Source organism: Micromonospora sp. NPDC005298, assembly GCF_040607375.1.
GTDB lineage: Bacteria > Actinomycetota > Actinomycetes > Mycobacteriales > Micromonosporaceae > Micromonospora.
The window spans coordinates 591,891-612,729 of sequence record NZ_JBEXGP010000001.1 but is presented as its reverse complement, the minus strand read 5'-3'; the positions used below and the strand labels follow the sequence as shown (position 1 = coordinate 612,729).

The window sequence follows — 20,839 nt, the reverse complement described above, 5'->3', positions numbered from 1 at the left end:
TACCCCCGTTGGGCCGGTTCCCTCACACCGGAGGTACCACGTGCGCAAAGTCGCAGTGGGTCTGATCGGGCTCTCACTGACGGCGACGGGCCTGGCTTTCGGCCCGTCCGCCTCGGCGGCGCCTCAGCCCAAACTGCCGGCAGCAGCACCGGCCGCTGCCGAACCGCAGACGCTGAAGGACGAGCTCCCGGACAAGCTCGAGGAGAAGCGCCGCGAGCTGCGGGAGCAGGGTCTCAGCGACGTGCTGAGCGGTCGCAGCAAGCCGATCGAGCGCAATGGAAGCAAGGTCGTCAAGGTCGGTCAGGTCGGCAAGGCGGGTGGCAACGCGAACGCCCGTACCGCCGGCGCTCAGGCCACCAAGGACCAGTACGTCGAGCTCGAGCGTGAGCGTACCGACAAGATCTTCGTGATCCTGGCCGAGTTCGGCGACGAGCGGCACCCGTCCTACCCGGACAAGGACATCAACCCGAACATCGCCGGACCGGCGACGTTCGACGGGCCGCTGCACAACAAGATCCCGCAGCCCAACCGGGCCGTGGACAACTCCACGATCTGGCAGCCGGACTTCAGCCCGGAGCACTACCGCCAGGTCTACTTCGGCACCAACCCGGGCGACGAGTCGCTCAAGCAGTACTACGAGGCCCAGTCCTCGGGTCGCTACACCGTCGAGGGCCAGGTCACCGACTGGGTCAAGGTCCGGTACAACGAGGCCCGCTACGGTCGTTCCGACGACCCGATCCCGGACCCCAGGCCGGGCGCGCCGGTGGACCCGCGGGACGACCGCGCCGTCTGCGCGGGCAACGTCTGCTCCAACACCTGGGACCTGATCCGCGACGCCGCCAACCAGTGGGTCGCCGACCAGAAGGCCAAGGGCCGGACGGACGCGCAGATCGCCGAGGAGATGCGGTCCTACGACCAGTGGGACCGGTTCGACTACGACGGTGACGGCGACTTCAACGAGTCGGACGGCTACATCGACCACTTCCAGATCGTCCACTCCGGCGGCGACCAGGCCGACGGTGACCCGCAGCAGGGTGAGGACGCCATCTGGAGCCACCGCTGGTCGGCGTTCAACAGCTCGCCCGTCGGCCCGCCGAACTTCCCGATCGGCGGCACCCAGATCGGCAACACCGGCGTCTGGATCCGCGACTACACGATCCAGCCGGAGAACGGTGGCCGCAGCGTCTTCTACCACGAGTACGGCCACGACCTGGGCCTGCCGGACGACTACGGACCCGCCGACAACAGCAACGAGCACTGGACCCTGATGGCCCAGAGCCGGCTCGGTGCCAAGAACGACCCGGCCATCGGTGACCGCGGTGGCGACCTCGGTGCCTGGAACAAGCTCCAGCTCGGCTGGCTCGACTACGAGGTCGTGGTCGCGGGGCAGAAGCGGACGCTCGAACTCGGCCCGCAGGAGTACAACTCGGACAAGGCCCAGGCCGCCGTGGTGGTGCTCCCCCAGCGGGAGTACACGTTCGACTACGGTGCGCCGTTCGAAGGTGCCAAGCAGTACTTCTCCGGTAACGAGGACAACCTCGACAGCAAGATGACGAGGACGTTCGACCTCACCGGGAAGTCCGCGGCGGCGCTGTCGCTCAAGGGCAAGTACAGCATCGAAGCCGGCTTCGACTACCTCTACTTCGAGGGGTCGACGGACGGCGGTAAGACGTGGTCCGACCTGGACGGCACCGTCAACGGCAAGCCGATCGGCGTCGACGGCGCCAACCGCCCGGCCCTCGCGGGCAGCAGCAACGGCGCGTGGGTGGACGTCAACATCCCGCTCACCTCGCTCGCCGGCAAGGTCGCGCAGGTCCGCCTGCACTACGTCACCGACGGCGGCGTCTCCGAGGGCGGCTTCTTCGGTGACGCGATCACCGTGACCGCCGACGGTCAGACGGTGTTCACCGACGGTGCCGAGACCGCCAACGCGGGCTGGACCTTCGACAAGTTCCAGGTGGTCGGGTCGACCTACACCCGGCTGTTCGACAACTACTACATCGCCGGCAACCGGTCGTACGTCTCGTACGACAAGTACCTGAAGACCGGCCCGTACTTCTTCGGCTACGCGAACACCCGCCCGGACTGGGTGGACCACTACGCGTACCAGGAGGGCCTGCTCATCTCGTACTGGAACACCCGCTGGTCGGACAACAACACCGCACCGGTCTCCGAGGCCAACCCGGGTGGTCACCCGGGTGAGGGTCGCAACCTGTACATCGACGCGCACCCGCGCCCGATCTACAACCTGACCGGCGCTCCGTGGCGGGCCCGCGTCCAGGTCTACGACGCTCCGTTCAGCCTCAAGAAGGCCGACTCGTTCACCCTGCACCTCAACAGCCAGCCGCAGTACATCCGCGGTCAGGCCGCCGAGCCGCTGTTCGACGACACCAAGAAGTACTTCTACGAGGAGCTGCCGAACCACGGCGTCAAGCTCCCCGCCGCCGGTGTCAAGATCAAGGTTCAGGAGCAGGACGGCACCTCGATGAAGATCCGGATCAGCTGACCACTGAATCCCGCACCACCCAGCGACGCCCGGGCAGTCATCTGCCCGGGCGTCGCCCTGTGTACCGGTAGGGGACAACCCGGGCTTCTCCCTGTTCACCGCGACCACCAGGGCCGTCGGAGGCAACCTGGTCCTAGGCTGTCTGCCATGACCGACCAGCGCGGCGGAGTCGTCGACGAGTCCTGTGTCCTCACCGAGGGGCCGTGGACGCACCGCTTCATCGGCGCCAACGGCACCCGGTTCCACGTGGTCGAGGCCGGCACCGGCCCGATGGTGCTCTTCCTGCACGGCTTCCCGGAGCACTGGTGGGCGTGGCACCAGATACTCCCGGCCGTCGCCGACGCCGGCTTCCGGGCGGTCGCCGTCGACCTGCGCGGCTACGGCGCCAGCGACAAACCACCCCGGGGGTACGACGGCTACACCCTCGCCGCCGACATCGCCGGGCTGATCCGGGCCCTCGGTGAACGGTCCGCGACACTCGTCGGCAGCGGCGTCGGCGGCATGGTGGCCTGGACCGTGGCGTCATTCCACTCGTCCCTGGTCCGCCGGCTCGTGGTGCTGGGAGCACCGCACCCGCTGCGACTGCGCGCCGCCATCTTCGCCGACCCGCGCGGGCAGTTCGCCGCCTCCACCCCGGCGTTGAAGTTCCAACTGCCCCGCTACGAGCACGTCCTGACCCGGGACGGCGCGGCGGCCGTGGGAGAGATCCTGCACCGGTGGGGCGGGCCACGATGGGTGGCCGGGTCGGACTTCGAGGCGTACGCCCAGCGGTACCGGGAGGCCATGCGCATCCCGCAGGCCGCATTCTGCGCACTGGAGGGCTACCGGTGGGCGTTCCGCTCGGTGCTGCGACTGCACGGCTACCGGTTCGTACGCCTCATGCAGAAGCCGCTTGTCACCCCGACCCTCCAACTGCACGGGGCACTCGACGTCGCCTCCCTGCCGAGGACGGCCCTGGGTTCCGGACGGTACGTCGTCGCCCCGTACGAGTGGCGGCTGCTCGACGAGGTGGGACACTTCCCGCACCTGGAGGCCCCGGAGCTGGTACTCGGCGAGATCCTGCGCTGGGCCAAGACCTGACCGGTCAGACCCGCTGCTCCCGCAGGTCGGTGACCTCGGCTGCCGGCGCCCAGCCCTGGTAGACGCCGAAGTCGAAGACCTCCAGCCGCATCGCCTCGGCCACCGGCCAACGACCGCCGGTGTACTCGACGCGCAGCCAGGCGTCGTGCTCACCGAGCACGATGAACGGCTGCCCCTGCCAGGTGCAGGTGGTACGCACGTACGCCAGGTCCTCGATGTCGCCGGCCGGCAGGACGCGCACGTACCGGCCGGGCCGGATCTCCTCGAAGCCCTCGCCCGGTTCGGGCTGGTACAGCCGGATGTCGTCGCCGTCCGGGCTGGCCTGGTACTCCCGACCCCGCCAGCGGGCCACGTAGCCGTCGCGCATCACGCCTCCGGAACCCGTCGCCACACCACCGCGTCCGTGTCGAGCGACGCGATCACCCGTTCGGTGCCGTCCGCGCCGATTCGCCAGAGCTGCGCGCCGTGCGGCAGCCGGGCGCTGTCCACCTTGAACTCGGCCACCACGTCGCTGCTCTCTCCGGGTGCGAAGCCGTTACCCCGGAACGGTGGGCGTTCGATGACCCAGCCCTCCATGGCCCGCATCGCCGGCTCGTTCTGCCCCCCGTACGGGATCCGGTAGAGGCTGGGCCGGTGCGCCGGCCAGCGCAGCACGTAGATCTCCTCGGCGTCCCGCACGAACGGCGAGGCCGGATAGTTGAGGCCGAGCGCGTCGTACAGCTGGGCCGGCGTGGTCAGGTGGGCCAATTCGCCCGCCCGGTGCACGAAGCCGGACACCCGGTCGTACCCGCGCTCCAGGTAGTACGTGAGCTGGCTGGGCGCGATCGCCTTCTGCATCACGGTCGGGCGGGCCGGGTCGACCGCCGCCGGAGCGTACCGGGGGCGGGCGGCGGGCTCGGCCACGGCCGGCGCCTCCTCGGTGTCGACCTCCAGGTCGTCTCCGAGCCCGACCTCGGCGGCCCAGTTGGCCAGGGCGACGATCTGCTCGCCGGGCAGCTTCGCGCCGACCGGGGTGCCCGGGTTGACGGCGAACGACCAGTCCTCGTCCGGCCAGCGGCGGATCAGCTGGGCGAACTTCACCCGGACCGTGTCCACGTCACCGTCGGTGTGGTCGGCGAGGCGTTCCGCCGACGTGTAGACCACCACGTACGTCTCGCCGTCGAGCTGGCCGGTACGCCAGACGAAACCCGGGTCGCCGGGACGGCTGCCCGGCACCGACTCCGGCGCGGCGGGCAGCAGCACCCGGGCCAGCAGCAGGGTGGACAGGAACGTGTCGGTGCTGCCCGCGCCGGCGGCGTTGAGCAGGTCCTCCTCGACCGTGTTCGCCGGCTCGAAGTCGACCGGCACCGGCTCCGGTGGGCTCGGCTCCTCGCCGCCCACGGCCGCGTACGGGTCGCCGTCGTCGGTGTCCGGCCACACCGGTTCCGGCCGAGGCGACGGTGTGCCGCCGGCCGCGCGCGGAGGCGCGGGGACGCTGTCCGGGTGGGGCGGCGCGGGGACGCTGTCCGGGTGGGGCGGCGCGGGGTCGACGCGGTCGCCGCCGGCCTGGTCACCGAGCACGTCGTCGACGGGCTGACCGGCCCCGATCGGCTCGGTCAGGTCGCGGGACTCGATGATCGTGCCCTCGATGACGATGGGCGTGAAGCCACGGCGTGGCGCTGGCGGACCGGAGACCGGTTCCGCGATGGACGGCGACAACTCCTCCACCGGCTCGTACCGGGCCTGCTCCGCCGGCCGGCGACGCGGGATCGCCTGGGTCTCCTCGGCCGACAGGTCCGGCTGGACCGGCGCTGACCCACCGGTCGCCCGGAACGCGCGGGTGGGCTCCTCGGCCAGCGGGTCCGGGTGGCGCGGGGGCAGCGGCTGCGTGGGCTCGTCGTCGGGAGCGGGTCGTACCCCGTGGGGGGTCAGCGGGTCGCCGGACGGCGGCCGCAACGGCCGGGTGACCGTCGCGTCGGTCATCGGGAAGGCCCGTGTGGTGCCGTCGGCGGTAGCCGCGTCGGCCGGCCGGCGGCGGGGAAACGGCTGGCTGCCCCGCGCGAAGCGGGACGGCGGTGTGGCCCGGTCGCCGGGGCGGCCCCCGCCCGGCGTCGGGCCAGCGGCGCGGTCCCGGGCGGACGCCGGTTCGAAGAAGGAACGCCTGTCGCCCTGGGCGGTGCCGTTGGTCGGGGCGGCCACGGCGTCGCCGGCCCGAGCCACCGACGGCCGGCCGGCCGCGGGTGGGCTCTGCTCGGTGGGAGCGGCACCGGAACGGTCGGCGGGCGGCGCGAACCGGGGTGCGGCCGGGCGGCCCGGCACGGAATCGGCGCGCGGCACGGCGTTCGGATGCCGCTGGCCGGCGGCCGGCATGTCGTCCGTGCCGGACAGGCGTGACAGATCGCCCGGATTGGACGTGCTCCGCGACGTGCCCGAGGCCAGCGGATTGATCGGGCGCGGGACGGCGGCCCGTGGCGGCGCGGGTCGCACGGGCGGGGCCGCCACCGGATCCGGGCCGGGCGGCGGGGTGGCACCGGATGGCGCGGGGCCGGTCGCGGGCGGCGCTCCCGCGGCGTCCCGACCGGTCATGCCGCCACGGGTGCGGGCGAGGGTCTCGGCCCGCTCCAGTCGAGCGCGGGCGCCCATCGCGCGCCCGGGCAGCCGGACGTCACCGCGGGAGAGTTGGGAGACGAACCAGGCGGGCAGGTAGCCCTCCACCGGCAACCCGGGGTTGACCGCGAGCCACCATTCGTGGTTGGGCCAACCGACCGCGAGATCGGTGAACGGGACCCGCCGGTTGCTGCCCGGATGGTCACCGAGGCAGGCCCGCAGCGCGGCGGCGGAGGTGAACGCCAGCACGTGGGTGCGGCCACCGGTGGTCCAGGTGCCCCAACCGGGCGACGCCTGGCCAGCCACCGCGGGCGCGGCGACCGGCAACAGCAGATCGGTGCGGGACAGGAGCCGGAAGTACAACTCCTGGTCGTTGGCGCGCAGCGCGTCCCGCATCGCCACCTCGGCCTCCGTGGCCGGCTCCCATTCGGTCACGGCCACCTCTCCTTCCGAGAACAGGCCACAGGTATCGCGTACAACCTACAAGGTGGTATCAAGATCACAATTGCTGGCCGGCGGCGGTCCGCCGGGGCGCCGACGAGGGGATAACATCCCGTCCCGGAGCCGACACGATACGGAGGCCGTCGATGTCCCGGTCGATCGCGCGCCCGGTCCTCGCAGGCCTGGCGGCCAGTCTGCTGAGCGCACCGGCACTGCCCATCGGCGCCGCCGACGCGCTGGCCGCACCGACCTGCGCCACCCCGCTGGCCCCCGTCCGCCCGGTCCCGGCCCAGCCGTGGACACTGCAACGGTACGACCCCGCCCGGCTCGCGCCACTGGCCACCGGCGCGGGAGTGACGGTCGCGGTGGTCGACTCGGGTGTCGACCGGACCCACCCGCAACTGGCCGGGCAGGTGCTGGCCGGCACCGACCTGCTCGACCCGGGCGGAGACGGCAGCCGCGACTGCGCCGGACACGGCACCGGCGTGGCGAGCATCATCGCGGCCCGACCCCAGCCCGGCGTCGCCTTCCACGGCCTCGCGCCGGACGCCCGGATCCTGCCGGTACGGGTGAGTGAGCAGCAGGTGGTGCAGGGACGGGAGTCGGGGCGTACGGTCAGCGCCGCCGAGTTCGCCCGGGCCATCCGGTGGGCCGTCGACCACGACGCCGACGTGGTGAACCTGTCCGTCGTCCTGTACGCCGACGACCCGGCCGTCCACGACGCCGTCGCGTACGCCGTCCAGCGGGACGTGGTGCTGGTGGCCGCCGCCGGCAACCTGCACGACAGCGGTGATCCCCACCCGTTCCCGGCCGCGTACGACGGGGTGCTCGGGGTGGGCGCGATCGGGGCGGACGGCACGCGGGCCGGGTTCTCGCAGACCGGCCCGTACGTCGACCTGGTCGCGCCGGGCAGCGAGGTGCTGACCGCCGCGCCGGGGCAGGGCCACCAGCGGGTCGAGGGAACCAGTTACGCGGCGCCGTTCGTGGCCGCCACCGCCGCCCTGCTGCGCCAGTACCGGCCCGAGCTGACCGCCGCGCAGGTGGTTGAGCGGATCGTCGCGACCACCGATCCGGCGCCCGGTCCGGGTCATGGCGGCGGGTACGGCGCGGGCGTGCTCAACCCGTACCGGGCGGTCACCGAGACCGGCCCCGGTCAGCCGGCCGGGCCTCGGACGGTGGCCACGCTCGCCGACGACCGGGCCGACGCCGCGCAACTGGCCCGCGACGCCCGCCGCGACGCGGCCCGCAACCGGGCCCTGGTGATCGGGGCTGTGGTCGGGACGACGGCAGGTGCCGTGGTGCTGCTCGCCCTGGTGCTGCCCCGGGGCGCACGCCGACGCTGGCGGCCCGCCGACCCGGCCTGACCTCACCGGCCCGCCGCCCTCCCCGCCGCCGGACAGCGGACCACCGGACAGCGCGCCACCGGACAGCGGACCACCGGGGATCGCCCCGGCCGGGGCCGGCCGGGGCGCGGACCCGGACATGGTCAGTGCTCCCGGCCCACCGGGATCACTGGAACAGCCCGGTGTTCTTCTTCTCGGTGTCCAGATAGTCGGCGGCGGAGTCGTTCACCGCCAGCCTGATGTCACGCAGCATCGCCTGGAGGTCCTGCGAGGCGGCCCGCCACCGCGCCTGACGCTGCTCGTACGCCTCCCGGGCCTCACCCTCCCAACCGGCCACCAGCGGCGCGGCGTCGCGTTCGAGTTGGCCGAGCTGCGAGTCGAGCGTGTTCAGGGCCTTCTGGATGTCCGCACCGGCCTGCTGAAGCGCGGTGAAGTTGACGACCAGCACACCGTTGTCCATCGGAGCTCCCTCCCGAGCGGGGTCAGAGCGGCAGTTGGATGCCGCCGCGGTTGGTGCCGGCCACCCGGCTGGCCGCCTCGTCGTCCGAGACGTCGTACTGCCGACCGGCGGTGCGGATCGCCCCGGCGGTCTCCCGCAGGGCGCGGTGCAGCGCCGCCTGGTCCTGCGACCACTGCCGCTTGACCTGCTCGAACGAGCGCCCACCGGCGCCGCGCCAGGCCTGCTGCAACACCTCCAGCTCGGCCAGCAGGCCGGTCAGCATGGACTGCAACGACTGATCCACCTGCTCGAACTTCGCGGCGGTCTGCTTCATCACCGCGGCTTCTGCCTGGGTCTGGGACACCCGGACGTCACCTCGTCTCCTCGATCGCGCCTGGCCGTCGACGCGCCCGGAGGACGCGTCGGTCGCTTTGCCCGCTCGTCGACGCACGGCGGACGCGGGTCAGCGATGAACTTCGTGGCTGACGGTAGCGGCCTGGTAGCGGTTCTGCTACCCCCGACCGATCCCCTGTGGACAACCACGCCAGCCATCGGTCGTTTACGATGTGCGGCAGCCACGTCGCGGCGCGTGACGGGTGCCGTCCACACTGGTCGAGGAGGCTCGGTGCCGGCGATCACCACCGGAGGCCCGCGGCAGCGGACCCCGACCGGGCCGAACCCCGTCGCCGGCGGCGTTCCCGGGGGGCCGGGCGCCACCGGGCCTGGTCGACGCGGTGGCCGGTGGACGACTCTCGCGCAGGTCGGCGCCGGGGTACGCGCCGGCCAGCTGGTCACCGCACAGGTCGCGGTGGCACTCGTCCTGGCCACCCTCGGCCGGAGCGCTCCGGTGACGGTCGCGGCCGTGACGGGGGCGACGCTGCTGCTGGTGGCCGCCGGGGTCCGGCTCCGGGGTCGGTGGCTCTTCGAGTGGCTCGGCACCGCCGTCGGGCACCTGACCCGCCGGAGGGCGCTGGCCGGGCCGGCGGGGCCCGCCGAGTTGCTCGACCTTGTCGCGCCGGGTGCCGTGGTCCACTCGACGGAGTTGTCCGACGGTCCGGCGGCGGTGCTGGAGGACACCGGGGGCATCGTCGCGTTGCTGGAGCTCGGCGACCCCGCTGATCTGCTCGGCGACGCGTCGCGGGCGATCCCCGCCCCGTCCGCCCTGCTGCCCGCACCGGGGGTGGACGTCCCCCCGCTGCGGATCCAACTGCTGCTCGCCGGGGCGCCCGCGCCGGTGCCGGCGGTCGGCGGCACGGTCGGCACGTCGTACCGGCAGCTCACCGACGGGCGGCTGGCCGGGCGGGAGCAGGCGCTGCTGGCGGTGCGGGTGCTGCGGGCCGACGGCTGGTCCGAGGAGGCCCTGCGCCGGGTGCTCGCCGGCACGGTGCGCCGCATCGTGCGCCGGCTGGGGTCGCTGACCGCGCGGCCGCTCGGCGTACCCGCGGCGCTGCGTGTCCTGGGCGAGCTGGCCCACCACGACGACGGTCACCCGGCGCGGGAGTCCTGGCCGGTACTGCGGTCCGGCTCACTGGTCCAGGCCACCTTCCGGCTGACCCACTGGCCGGACGCCGACGGCGTGGGCGCCCGCCGTCTGGCGCCCCGGCTGCTCGCGCTGCCGGCGACGGCGACGACCGTGTCGATCTGCGCCGGCCCGCCGCCGGCCAGTGGCGCCGCCGAGGTGCCGACCGAGCTGACCGTACGGCTGGCCGCCGGGACGACGACCGAGCTGACCCTGGCGGCCGAGGCTCTGCACCGGCTCGTGACCGGCCTGGGCGGGGCGCTCCGGCGGCTCGACGGGGCACATCTGCGGGGGTTGGCGGCCACCCTGCCGTTGGCGTTGGCGACGGCGGACGCGCAGCCCCGACCGGCGCTCGACGACTGGGAGCTGACCCTCGGCCAGGCGGGGATCATGGTCGGCACCAACCGGCACGCCGGCGCGGTCACCGTGCGACTGTTCCGGCCGGAGAGCACGAGGGTGCTGCTGGTCGGTGGCGTACGCGCCGCCCAGTTGGTGGCGTTGCGCGCGATGGCGCTGGGCGCGCTGGTGGTGGTGCAGACCTCGCGGCCACGCGTCTGGGAGCCGTTCGTCCGGGGGGTGGGCGCGCCGGGTGGGACGATCCCGCTGATCCCGCCCGGCCGGCCGGTGGCCGACGGGGTGGCGACCGCGCTGCGGCCGTTGCTGCTGGTGGTCGACGCGGGGCCGGTGCCGACCGAGGCGGAGCCGGGCGCCCCGTGGCGGACCACGCTCGTGGTGCGGGACGAGCTGACCTCCGCCGACACCGACGTGCTGAGTCGTGCGGACCTGGCGGTGTTGCAGCCGTTGGGCGCGGCCGAGGCCGCACTGGCCGGTGCGGCGCTGGGGCTTGGCGGTTCGGCCGAGTGGCTGACCCGGATGCGGGACGACATGGTGGCCGTGGTGAACCGGCGGGCCCTGCGCTGGGCGCTGCTCCACCCGACCCCGATCGAGGCACAGTTGATCGGCCGGGTAGCGCGCGGCTGACCTGGTGGCGCGGCGAACTGGCGGGTTACGTCGCCGCCGGTGTCGTGGCACGATCCCCGCCATGGGTTTTCTGAAAGGTCTGCTGATTCGGCTGGCCAGCACAGCGCTGGCTTTCTGGCTGGCCACGTTCCTCATCCCGGGCATCTCTCTGGAGTCGAGCTCCGCTGTGGAGACGGTGACCACGCTGCTCCTGGTGGCGGTGATCTTCGGCGTGGTCAACGCGGTCCTCCAGCCGATCATCAAGACCGTCGGTTGCGGCTTCTACCTGCTGACGCTGGGCCTCATCGCGCTCGTGGTCAACGGGCTGCTGTTCCTGCTCACCAGTTGGATCGCCGACCAGGCCGGACTGCCGTTCTCGGTGGACGGTTTCTGGCCGGCGGCGGTGCTCGGTGCCCTCTTCGTGAGCATCGTGACCTGGATCCTCGGCGCCGTCCTCGACCGGGACTGACCGGCGACCGGCGCGTACCGACCCGGCCCGCGCGGGGCTCCGACCACGGTCGGGGCCCCGGCGGGGCCGGTGACCAGAGTTCGGGAATTGGCAGGCGAGCGTGCCCATCGCGGCAGCTAGCGTCGCTGGGTGTTCACGCTGACCCGCACCGATGGCCACCTGCTCAGCACCGACCCGGCCCGGCTCGACCTGGCCCTGGTACACCACTGGTTGTCCACCGACGCGTACTGGGCGTTGGGGCGGGACCGGGAGACGGTCGAGCGGGCGTTCGCGGGTTCCCTGCCGTTCGGCGTCTACCGGCCCGGGGACGGCCGCCAGGTGGCGGTGGCCCGGGTGGTCACCGACCGCGCCACCTTCGCCTGGCTCTGCGACGTGTACGTGGACCGCGCCGCCCGGGGCGACGGTCTGGGCGGTTGGCTCGCCGCCGCGGTCCGCGACCACCTGGCCGAGCTGGGCGTACGCCGGATCCTGCTGAGCACGAAAGACGCGCACCAGGTGTACGCGCGGGCGGGCTTCACGCCGCTGGACGCTCCGGAGCGGTGGATGAACCTCGACCAGCGACCCCCGGTGACCCCGATCACCGGAAAGGAACAGCGCACGGCTGGACCCCTTACGGTGGAGCCGTGACGCCACTCCGCCTGGGATACCTCTACGGCATCGGCGCGTACCTGCTGTGGGGTTTCTTCCCGCTCTACTTCAAGTTGCTGCGACCCGCCGGCCCACTGGAGATCCTGGCCCACCGGATCGTCTGGTCGGTGCTCTTCGTGGCGCTGCTGCTGGGCGCGCTGCGCAACATCGGTTTCCTGCGGGCGCTGCTGCGCCGACGCTGGGCGGTGGCCGGGATCGTCGCCGCCGCCGCGCTGATCGCGGTGAACTGGGGCACCTACATCTACGGGGTCAGCTCCGACCGGGTGGTGGAGACCGCGCTCGGTTACTTCATCAACCCCCTCGTGGTGGTGCTGCTCGGGGTGACGGTGCTGCGGGAGCGGCTGCGTCCGGGGCAGTGGGTGGCGCTGGGCATCGGCGGGTCGGCGGTCGCGGTGCTCGCCGTGGACTACGGCCGTCTGCCCTGGCTGGCGCTGACCCTGGCGTTCAGCTTCGCCGGGTACGGCCTGATCAAGAAGCGGCTCGGGCTGCCGGCCGCCGAGGGACTGTTCGTCGAGTCGGCCGTGCTGGCGCTGCCCGCACTCGGCTACCTGATCTGGCTGTCCTACCGGGGCGGCATGGCCTTCGGGCACGTCTCGGCCGGACACACGGCCCTGCTGGTGCTGGCCGGCGCGGCCACCGCGATCCCGCTGCTGCTCTTCGCCGGGGCCGCCAACCGGCTGCCACTGACCGGCCTCGGCATGATCCAGTATCTGGCGCCGATCCTCCAGCTCGCCTGCGGTGTGCTCATCTTCCACGAGCCGATGCCGCCGGCCCGGCTCGCCGGGTTCGCGCTGGTCTGGCTCGCCCTGGTGGTCTTCACCGCCGACGCGATCCGGCACACCCGCCAGTCCCGCCAGGCCGCCCGCCTCTCCGCCGCCACCCCCTGACCCCGCCGTCGGCCGCGCGGGTGGGTGCGGGGCTCAGGGGACGGCGTAGGTCAGCAGGGTCGTGCCGTCGGCCCGTTGGAGTTCCACGCTCACCAGTTCCGCGTCGGTGAACCTCGTGGCGCCGGTGAACTGGAGGCTGTCGCCCGGCGCGGCGAGCCAGGAGCCGATCTGCTCGCTGGCGCCGTTCGGACCGTGCGCCACCAGCCGGAACGGGTACGCCTTGCCGTAACTCGTCCGGGGGTCGTACCCGCAGCGCATGGTCACCTCGGTGCCCCACTTGGTGCTGGTCAGCCCGATCTCGGCGTGCACCGGCCCGACCGCGGCCGCCGGCCGCATGGACACCATCGACACCCGTGGGCCGGGGGTCCCCACGGCGCTCGGCGGCGCCTGGGTGCCCGGGGTGTTCCGCAGCATCGCGGCGGTGCCAGCGCCGACCACCAACGCCATCGCGGCGGCGACCAGCGCGGTCACCGCGTACCCCCGGCGGTTGGACCACCGCTCGCGGCGCCGGCGGGCGCGGGCCTCCTCGAGCAGCGCGGGCACCCGGGGTGGGGTCGGGGGTGGGAGGAACTGCTCCAGCCCGGACGGGTCGAGGCGGCCGAGCAGTCCGGGTAGGACGGCGATCTCGGCGACGGCGTCCCGGCACTCGGCGCAGCCGGCGAGGTGCCGTTCGTAGGCGGCCCGTTCGGCGGGGGCCAGGGCGCCCAGCACGTACGCGCCGTCGTCGTGCGCGAACTCGCACCGGGTCATCCCGTCACTCCCATCTCAGCCAGGACCAACCGTAGTGACCGCAGCGCGTAGTGGGTGCGGGACTTGACGGTGCCAGGTGGCACACCCAGCCGCGACGCCGCCTCGGCCACCGACCGCCCCTGGTAGAAGCACTCGATGAGCACCTCGCGGTGGGTGGGGCTGAGCCGGTTCAACGCCTCGGCGACGGTCCACGCCTCCACCGCGCGTTCGGCCTCGTCGACGACCTCGGGTGGCTCCGGCATCTCGTCGGTGAACACCTCACCGACCCGGGTGGACCGTCGCCGCCAGGCGTCGATGGCCAGGTTGCGGGCGGTGGTGAAGAGCCAGGCGCGTACCGAACCCCGGCGGGGGTCGAGCGATTCCGGGTGCCGCCAGGCCCGCAGCAGCGTCTCCTGCACCAGGTCCTCGGCGCGCTGCCGGTCGCCGTTGACCAGCCGCAGCGCGTGCGCGTACAGCGCCTCCGCGTGCTCGTCGTGCAGCGCGCGCAGCAGTTGGGCGTCGTGGTCGCTGATGGCGGTCTCCTCGCTTCCGGCGCGCGTCCGGCGGTGCGTCCGCCCGGGAATACGTGCGGTGACGCCGAACGGTTCAGCCCGAGGTCAGACCGGCCGCGGGTCGGTACCCACCCGGGCGGGTGTCCACGCCTGCTTCACATTGCGCTGGGGCCGCCCAGCCACCCCACCGGCAAGGTGTACGTGGCGCTGACCAACAACACCGACCGTGGCAGGGCCGGCGAGGCTGCGGCCTCCGGTGGTCCGGCCCTGGACCGCCCCGAGAGGCCCTCTCCCAGCCCGGGAGAGGGCCTCTCGGCCGTACGGGGTCAGTGGTCGGCGGCGATGCCGTCGGCGACGCTGCGGGCGACCGTGAGCAGTTTGGCGCGTACCACCCGGGCCGAGGTCATCATCTCGCTGGCCGGCAGCGCGCACGCCAGCACGACGCGGCGTTCCATGTCCTTGTCCGGTGTGACGAGCACCGCCGCGCAGGCCACGCCCTGCCGGAACTGCCCCAGCTCCAGCTGCATCCCCCGCCGGTCGCCGGCGGCCAGGTCGGCCTCGAACGTCTCGTTGCTCGTCAACGTGGCGCTGGTGAACGGCCGCATGCCGTACTCCCGCAGGTAGCGGAAGCGTTGGTCGGCGGTGAGGGTGGCCAGCAGCGCCTTGCCGAGGGCTGTGGCGTGCGCGCCCTCGTCGAACCCGGGGACCAGATCCTCCAGGTACGGCGACCGGTGCCCCTCCGCGACCGCGGTGAGGGCCACCTGACCGCCGACGAAGCGGCCCAGGTAGTGGCTGTAGCCGGTGTCCAGGGCGGCGCGGCGGAGCGCCTCACCGACCGCCGGCGGCCCCCGGAACGCGGTGACCAGCTCGCGGTAGCGGTCGGCCACCTCCAACCCCACGATGTACGTGCCGTCCTCGCGACGGATCACGTAGCCCTCGTAGGCCAGGGTGCGCACCAGGTGGTAGGTGGTGGCGACGGTCAGCTCGCACCGCCGTGCGATCTGCTTGACGGTCAGGCCCTTCGGGGCGCGACCGACCGACTCCAGCACCCGCAGCGCTCTGGAGACGCTGCGGATCAGGTCCGAAGGTTCTGCCAAGGGGTCGCGCACAACCACCTCCGCCGCCGGGGACTTACACCATATGAAATACAGGCCCGGTGCGAAATGCCTGTTCGGGTCGAGGATGCCAGATCACCATCCACTGGGTGTGCCCTGACGGTCACCACGAGTGCTCTGAGCACCGCTCACGTAGGTTTGCCGGACGATGAACGACACACCCCTCACCCCGACCACCGCCCGCCTCCGACCGGTGCGGGCCAGCGCCGGCGCCGTCGCCACCACGGTGGCCTGCGTACTGCCCGTCTTCCTGCTCGGCGGCCTCGCCGTGCAGATGGGCGCGGACGTCGGCTTCACCCCGGCCGGCCTGGGCGTGGCCGTGGCCGTCTACTTCGGGGTCAGCGCGCTCGCGTCGGTGCCCTCGGGTCGCCTTGTCGAACGGTACGGGCCGGCTGTGGTGGCCCGCTGCGGCATCCTGCTGGCCGCCGGGTCGATGCTGGCCGTGGCGGCACTCGCCCGGTCGTACCCGGTGTTGGTGGGTTTGCTGGCGCTCAGCGCCGCCGCGAACGCCCTCGGCCAGCTGGCCAGCAACGCGGCCCTCGCCCAGCACGTGCCGGCCCGCCGGCAGGGCCTGTCGTTCGGCGTCAAGCAGGCCGCCATCCCGGTCTCCACGCTGCTGGCCGGCGCGGCGGTGCCCACCATCGCGCTGACCGCCGGCTGGCGCTGGGCGTTCGTGGCAGCCGCCGGCGCGGCGCTGACGACGCTGCCGCTCGTACCCCGGCAGCAGGCCGGTTCGGCCCGCCGGACCGGCGGCGGGCGGGCCGGCCGGGCCACCGGGGCGCTCGTGGTGGTCGGCGCGGCGGCGACACTCGCCGCCGCCGCGGCGAACGCGCTCGGCACCTTCCTGGTGGACTCCGCGGCCGCCCGAGGCCTGTCCCCGGGCCTCGCCGGCCTCACCCTCACCCTGGGCAGCGCCGTCTGCGTGGTGGCCCGGGTGGGCGCGGGGTGGCTGGCCGACCGGCGCGCTGGCGGCCACATCGCGCTGATCGCCGCGATGCTGGTGGTCGGCGCCGTCGGACTGGCACTGCTCGCGCTGACCGGCACGGTGCCGCTGGTCGCGGGCGTGGTGCTCGGCTTCGGCCTGGGCTGGGCGTGGCCCGGTCTGGTGAACTTCGCGGTGGTGCGGCTACACCCGCAGGCCCCGGCCACCGCCACGTCGATCACACAGACCGGGGTGTACGCGGGCGGCTGCCTCGGCCCGCTGACCCTCGGCCCGCTCGCCGCCCACGCCGGCTATCCGGTGATGTGGTCCACGGCGGCGGTGTCCATGCTGCTCGCCGCCGCCCTCATGCTCGTCGGCAGTCGGCTGCTGACCGCCGCCGGCACCGCCCGGAACGAGGATCAGCTGGTGCGGTCGGCGATGTAGTCGCAGAGCGATTCGAGGGCGCGACGCGACGGGCCGGCCGGAAGGGGAGCCAGACGGGCGCGGGCGTCCTCGGCGTAGCTGCGCACGGTCTCCCGTGCCCGCTTGAGCGCCGGGCTCTCCCGGAGCAGCCCCAACGCCTCCGCGTGCAGGGCGTCGTCGGTCAGCGGACCGGTCGCCAGGATCTCCCGCAGCCGCACCGAGGAGGCGTCGGAGTCGTCCGCCGCGCGGGCGTAGAGCACCGGCAGGGTCGGAACACCCTCGCGCAGGTCCGTGCCCGGCGTCTTGCCCGACTGCACCGACTCGGAGGCGATGTCCAGCAGGTCGTCGGTGAGCTGGAACGCGACGCCGATCGTCTCGCCGTAGCCGGCGAGAGCCTCGACCTGCTCGACGGGGGCACCACCGAACATGCCGCCGAACCGGACCGACGTGGCGATGAGCGACCCGGTCTTCTCGGCGATGACACTGAGGTAGTGCGCGACCGGGTCGTCGCCGGCACGCGGACCCACCGTCTCCGCGATCTGACCGTGCACCAGGCGGGCGAAGGTGCGCGCCTGCAACCGGACCGCCTCCGGGCCCAGGTCGGCCGCGATGTCCGCCGCGCGGGCGAAGAGATAGTCGCCGACCAGGATGGCCACCGAGTTGGTCCAGCGGGAGTTCGCACTCGGCGCACCCCGGCGGACGGCAGCCTCGTCCATCACGTCGTCGTGGTACAGCGTCGCCAGGTGCGTGAGTTCCATCACGACGGCGGCAGGTACGACCTGCGGGCCGCTCGGATCACCGAACTGGGCGCCCAGCGCCACCAGCAGAGGACGGAACCGCTTCCCGCCGGCCTCCAGCAGATGCCGGGCCGCCTCCTCCACGAACGGGTCCGCGCTCGCCACGCTGGCCCGCAGCTCGACCTCCACCGCGTCCAGCAGACCCAGCACGGACGCCTCGACGCGGGGATCGGCGAGATGAAGGCCGAGCGCGCCGAACTGACTCGTGCTCGCCCAACCCCGACGACCGCCGGAGCCGGGGGCACCTGAACGCTCGCCAGCCGGATTCACCACGCCATCAACCATGCCACACCCGTTCTACCTGCTCCGGGTTGGGGATACGCACCGGAGGCCGGCACGCGAACGCGTACCGGCCTCCGATCGTCGGGACTCGCGTCATCGAACGAATTCGGCAGCTCCGGCGGCCAGATCGAGCAGCGGCGCCGGGGCGACACCGAGCACCAGGGTGGCCAGTACGCCGATCATCAGCGCGGCGGAGGTCAGCCCGCCCGGCACGGTGACGGTCGGGGTGGACTCGCCCGGCTCGGACAGCCACATCATCACCACGACCCGCAGGTACGGGAACGCCAGCACCATGCTGGTCAGCACACCCGCGATCACCAGCCAGGCGTGCCCCTCCTCCAGGGCCGGCCCGAAGATCGCGAACTTGCTGGTGAAGCCGCTGGTCAGCGGGATACCCGCGAAGGCCAGCAGGATGAACGTGAACAGCCCGGCGAAGAACGGCGACCGCCGGCCCAGACCGGCCCAACGGGAGAGGTGGGTGGCCTCCCCGTCGGCGTCGCGCACCAGCGTCACCACCGCGAACGCGGCAAGCACCGAGAACCCGTACGCGACCAGGTAGAACATCGTGCCGGACAGCCCGTCCTTGCTCGGCGCCAGCACACCGACCAGCAGGTAGCCGGCGTTGGCGATCGAGGAGTACGCGAGCAGCCGCTTGATGTCGGTCTGGGTGACCGCGAGCACCGCGCCGATCAGCATGGTCAGCACCGCGACCGCGCCGAGCACCGGCGTGAAGTCCCAGCCGGCATCGGCGAACGCGACGTGGAAGACGCGCAGCAGCGCGCCGAACGCGGCGACCTTGGTGCAGGCCGCCATGAACCCGGTGACCGGGGTGGGCGCGCCCTGGTAGACGTCAGGCGTCCACACGTGGAACGGGGCCGCCGCCGCCTTGAAGAGCAGACCGATGGCGAGCAGCGCCATGCCGGCGAAGAGCAGCACCGGGCTGGCCGGCGACTCGGACACCGCCGCGTTGATGGTGGCGAAGTCGACGCCGGCCGTCCGACCCGGCATCCCGGCGGTGAACCCGTAGATCAGGGCCACACCGAACAGGAAGAACGCCGAGGCGTACGCGCCGAGCAGGAAGTACTTCATCGCCGCTTCCTGGCTCAGCAGACGCCGGCGACGGGCCAGCGCGCAGAGCAGGTAGAGCGGCAGGGAGAAGACCTCCAGGGCGATGAACATGGTCAGCAGGTCGTTCGCCGCCACGAAGATCAGCATGCCGCCGATCGCGAACGTGGTGAGCGGGTAGACCTCGGTGAGCCCGTTGCGTCCCTCGGCCTGCCGCCGGTCGTCGGCCGACTCGGCGGTCACCGCCGCCTGGGCGACGAACGCGCCGCCGCGCTCCACCGAGCGGTCACCGATCAGCAGCAACGCCATCGCGGCCAGCACGAGGATCGCGCCCTGCAGGAACAGCGTGGGCCCGTCCACCGCGAGAGCCTGGCCGGCGGTGATGATCCGGTCGTCGGCGTTGAAGACCACCATGGTCAGCGCGGCGAGCACCGCCAGCAGCGCCAACGTCAGCTGTACCAGGTGCCGCGAACGCCGCGGCACGAACGCCTCGACGAGCACGCCGAGCAACGCGGTGCCCAGCATGATCAGGATCGGGGCGAGCGCCGCGTAGTCCAGCGACGGCAGTTTCAACTCGGTCACTTTGCCGCCTCCTGGACGGTGCCCACCGACGGGGCGGGGTCGGTCCTGCCGATGTCGTCCATGGTCGCCTGGACGGCCGGGTTGATCACGTCAGTGACCGGCTTGGGATAGAAGCCGAGCAGCACGATCAGCGCGATCAGGGGGGCGACCACGAACTTCTCGCGCAGGTTGAGGTCCTTGCGCATCCCGTCGACCTCGGTGAGAGCCGGGTTGAGCGTGCCCTGGGTGGTGCGCTGCACCATCCACAGCACGTACGCGGCGGCCAGGATGATGCCGAGCGTCGCGATGACCGCGACCGGTTTGTTCACCGTGAACGTGCCGATCAGCACCAGGAACTCGGAGATGAACGGCGCGGTGCCGGGCAGCGCGAGCGAGGCCAGACCGGCGAAGAACAGCACGCCGGCGAGCACCGGGACCAGCTTGCCCGCCCCACCGAAGTCACTGATCAACGACGAGCCGCGCCTGGCGATCAGCATGCCCACCACCAGGAACAGCAGCCCGGTGGCCAGACCGTGGTTGAGCATGTAGAGCACCGCGCCCGTGCCGGCCTGCGTGGTGAACGCGAAGATGCCCACCCCGATGAAGCCGAAGTGCGCGATCGAGGTGTACGACACCAACCGCTTGAGGTCGTTCTGACCGACCGCCAGCAGCGCGGCGTACACGATGCCGATGACGCCCAGCGCCAGCGCCCACGGCGCGAACCACTTCGACGCCTCGGGGAACAGCGGCAGGCAGTACCGCAGGATGCCGAACGTTCCCACCTTGTCCAGCACACCGACCAGCAGCGCCGCGGCTCCCGCCGGTGCGGCGCCACCGGCGTCCGGCAGCCAGGTGTGGAACGGGAAGAACGGCGCCTTGATGGCGAACGCGAGGAAGAACCCGAGGAACAGCCAGCGCTCGGTGCCGGTGCTGATGTCGACCTGCGACAGCGCCTGCCAGTCGAACGTCTTGCCGCCGACCACCCACAGGCCGATCACCGCGGCCAGCATGAACAGACCGCCGACGAGCGAGTACAGGAAGAACTTCACCGCCGCGTACTGCCGCTGGTGGCCGCCGTAGCTGCCGATGAGGAAGTACATCGGGACGAGCATGACCTCGAAGAACACGTAGAACAGGAAGACGTCGGCGGCCGCGAAGACGCCGATCATCGTGCATTCGAGGACCAGCAGCAGCGCGAAGTAGACGGGCACCGACCGCTTCGACGACTCGGCGTCGTGCCAGGACGCCAGGATCACCAGCGGCACCAGCACCGCGATCAGCATCAGCATCACCAGCGCGATGCCGTCGGCGGCGAAGGTGAAGCTGACACCCCAGTTCGGGATCCACGAGTACGACTCGCGGAACTGGAACCGGTCACCGCCGGCGTTGAAGCTGACCCACATCACCACCGACAGCACCAGCACGAGCAGTGACCAGGCGAACGCCACCTGCTTGGCCAGCTCCGGCCGGTGGCGCGGCAGGAAGGCCACCACCAGGGCGCCCACCAGGGGCGCCACCGTGAGCACCGAGAGGAACGGGAAGTTGGACATTATGC

General features: G+C 72.6%; 18 protein-coding genes. 8 read left to right on the top strand and 10 right to left on the bottom strand.

Annotated elements, in window-relative coordinates:
- Window positions 1-55: 55 nt before the first annotated feature.
- Together ABZS77_RS03005 and ABZS77_RS03000 are read left to right on the top strand one after the other, a co-directional pair.
- Window positions 56-2,506 carry an immune inhibitor A domain-containing protein gene (locus ABZS77_RS03005; protein WP_354817136.1) on the top strand — a complete coding sequence of 817 codons (2,451 nt, stop codon included), beginning with the start codon at window positions 56-58 and terminating at the stop codon, window positions 2,504-2,506.
- A gap of 147 nt (window positions 2,507-2,653) precedes the next feature.
- Window positions 2,654-3,586: an alpha/beta hydrolase gene (locus ABZS77_RS03000; protein WP_354816192.1), complete on the top strand. Its 933-nt coding sequence runs from the start codon at window positions 2,654-2,656 to the stop codon at window positions 3,584-3,586.
- A 4-nt stretch (window positions 3,587-3,590) separates the two neighbouring features.
- Here ABZS77_RS03000 and ABZS77_RS02995 read toward each other — a convergent pair whose 3' ends face one another.
- On the bottom strand, window positions 3,591-3,956 hold the full coding sequence (locus ABZS77_RS02995; RefSeq protein ID WP_354817133.1) for a hypothetical protein: 366 nt from the start codon (window positions 3,954-3,956) through the stop codon (window positions 3,591-3,593).
- Window positions 3,953-6,607 carry an SseB family protein gene (locus ABZS77_RS02990; RefSeq protein WP_354816189.1) on the bottom strand — a complete coding sequence of 885 codons (2,655 nt, stop codon included), beginning with the start codon at window positions 6,605-6,607 and terminating at the stop codon, window positions 3,953-3,955. Before ABZS77_RS02990 ends, ABZS77_RS02995 begins: the two co-directional genes overlap by 4 nt.
- 152 nt (window positions 6,608-6,759) lie before the next feature.
- Between ABZS77_RS02990 and mycP the strand changes: the two genes are divergently transcribed.
- A complete protein-coding gene (mycP, locus tag ABZS77_RS02985) occupies window positions 6,760-7,977 on the top strand; it encodes a type VII secretion-associated serine protease mycosin (RefSeq protein ID WP_354816186.1) in 1,218 nt (405 codons plus the stop codon).
- A gap of 145 nt (window positions 7,978-8,122) precedes the next feature.
- On the opposite strand, the gene ABZS77_RS02980 is transcribed toward mycP, so the two are convergent.
- Together ABZS77_RS02980 and ABZS77_RS02975 are read right to left on the bottom strand one after the other, a co-directional pair.
- Window positions 8,123-8,416 (bottom strand): WXG100 family type VII secretion target, encoded by a 294-nt coding sequence (locus tag ABZS77_RS02980; RefSeq protein ID WP_354816183.1) that lies wholly within the window; start codon window positions 8,414-8,416, stop codon window positions 8,123-8,125.
- Between the two features lie 22 nt (window positions 8,417-8,438).
- Window positions 8,439-8,759 (bottom strand): WXG100 family type VII secretion target, encoded by a 321-nt coding sequence (locus ABZS77_RS02975; protein WP_354816180.1) that lies wholly within the window; start codon window positions 8,757-8,759, stop codon window positions 8,439-8,441.
- A gap of 261 nt (window positions 8,760-9,020) precedes the next feature.
- Between ABZS77_RS02975 and eccE the strand changes: the two genes are divergently transcribed.
- From eccE to rarD, 4 genes are all read left to right on the top strand, one after another.
- Window positions 9,021-10,895 (top strand): type VII secretion protein EccE, encoded by a 1,875-nt coding sequence (gene eccE, locus ABZS77_RS02970; protein WP_354816177.1) that lies wholly within the window; start codon window positions 9,021-9,023, stop codon window positions 10,893-10,895.
- Between the two features lie 61 nt (window positions 10,896-10,956).
- Window positions 10,957-11,343: a phage holin family protein gene (locus tag ABZS77_RS02965; RefSeq protein WP_354816174.1), complete on the top strand. Its 387-nt coding sequence runs from the start codon at window positions 10,957-10,959 to the stop codon at window positions 11,341-11,343.
- Between the two features lie 129 nt (window positions 11,344-11,472).
- A complete protein-coding gene (locus ABZS77_RS02960) occupies window positions 11,473-11,970 on the top strand; it encodes a GNAT family N-acetyltransferase (RefSeq protein WP_354816171.1) in 498 nt (165 codons plus the stop codon).
- Entirely contained in the window at window positions 11,967-12,878 is a 912-nt protein-coding gene (gene rarD / locus ABZS77_RS02955) for an EamA family transporter RarD (RefSeq protein ID WP_354816168.1), read from the top strand. Before ABZS77_RS02960 ends, rarD begins: the two co-directional genes overlap by 4 nt.
- A gap of 33 nt (window positions 12,879-12,911) precedes the next feature.
- Here rarD and ABZS77_RS02950 read toward each other — a convergent pair whose 3' ends face one another.
- The 3 genes from ABZS77_RS02950 to ABZS77_RS02940 form a co-directional block, all read right to left on the bottom strand.
- A complete protein-coding gene (locus ABZS77_RS02950; RefSeq protein ID WP_354816165.1) occupies window positions 12,912-13,628 on the bottom strand; it encodes a zf-HC2 domain-containing protein in 717 nt (238 codons plus the stop codon).
- Window positions 13,625-14,140 carry a sigma-70 family RNA polymerase sigma factor gene (locus ABZS77_RS02945; RefSeq protein WP_354817130.1) on the bottom strand — a complete coding sequence of 172 codons (516 nt, stop codon included), beginning with the start codon at window positions 14,138-14,140 and terminating at the stop codon, window positions 13,625-13,627. Before ABZS77_RS02945 ends, ABZS77_RS02950 begins: the two co-directional genes overlap by 4 nt.
- A gap of 305 nt (window positions 14,141-14,445) precedes the next feature.
- Entirely contained in the window at window positions 14,446-15,228 is a 783-nt protein-coding gene (locus ABZS77_RS02940; protein ID WP_354816162.1) for an IclR family transcriptional regulator C-terminal domain-containing protein, read from the bottom strand.
- A gap of 154 nt (window positions 15,229-15,382) precedes the next feature.
- Between ABZS77_RS02940 and ABZS77_RS02935 the strand changes: the two genes are divergently transcribed.
- On the top strand, window positions 15,383-16,600 hold the full coding sequence (locus ABZS77_RS02935) for an MFS transporter (RefSeq protein WP_354816159.1): 1,218 nt from the start codon (window positions 15,383-15,385) through the stop codon (window positions 16,598-16,600).
- On the opposite strand, the gene ABZS77_RS02930 is transcribed toward ABZS77_RS02935, so the two are convergent.
- The 3 genes from ABZS77_RS02930 to ABZS77_RS02920 all read right to left on the bottom strand — a co-directional run bounded on the left by ABZS77_RS02930 (window position 16,576) and on the right by ABZS77_RS02920 (window position 20,834).
- Window positions 16,576-17,661: a polyprenyl synthetase family protein gene (locus ABZS77_RS02930; protein ID WP_354816156.1), complete on the bottom strand. Its 1,086-nt coding sequence runs from the start codon at window positions 17,659-17,661 to the stop codon at window positions 16,576-16,578. The genes ABZS77_RS02935 and ABZS77_RS02930 overlap by 25 nt on opposite strands.
- Window positions 17,662-17,751: 90 nt before the next feature.
- Window positions 17,752-19,305, bottom strand: a complete 1,554-nt coding sequence (gene nuoN, locus ABZS77_RS02925) for an NADH-quinone oxidoreductase subunit NuoN (protein WP_354816153.1) — start codon at window positions 19,303-19,305, stop codon at window positions 17,752-17,754.
- Entirely contained in the window at window positions 19,302-20,834 is a 1,533-nt protein-coding gene (locus tag ABZS77_RS02920; protein ID WP_354816150.1) for an NADH-quinone oxidoreductase subunit M, read from the bottom strand. The genes nuoN and ABZS77_RS02920 overlap by 4 nt, the downstream gene beginning before the upstream one ends.
- Window positions 20,835-20,839 lie beyond the last annotated feature (5 nt).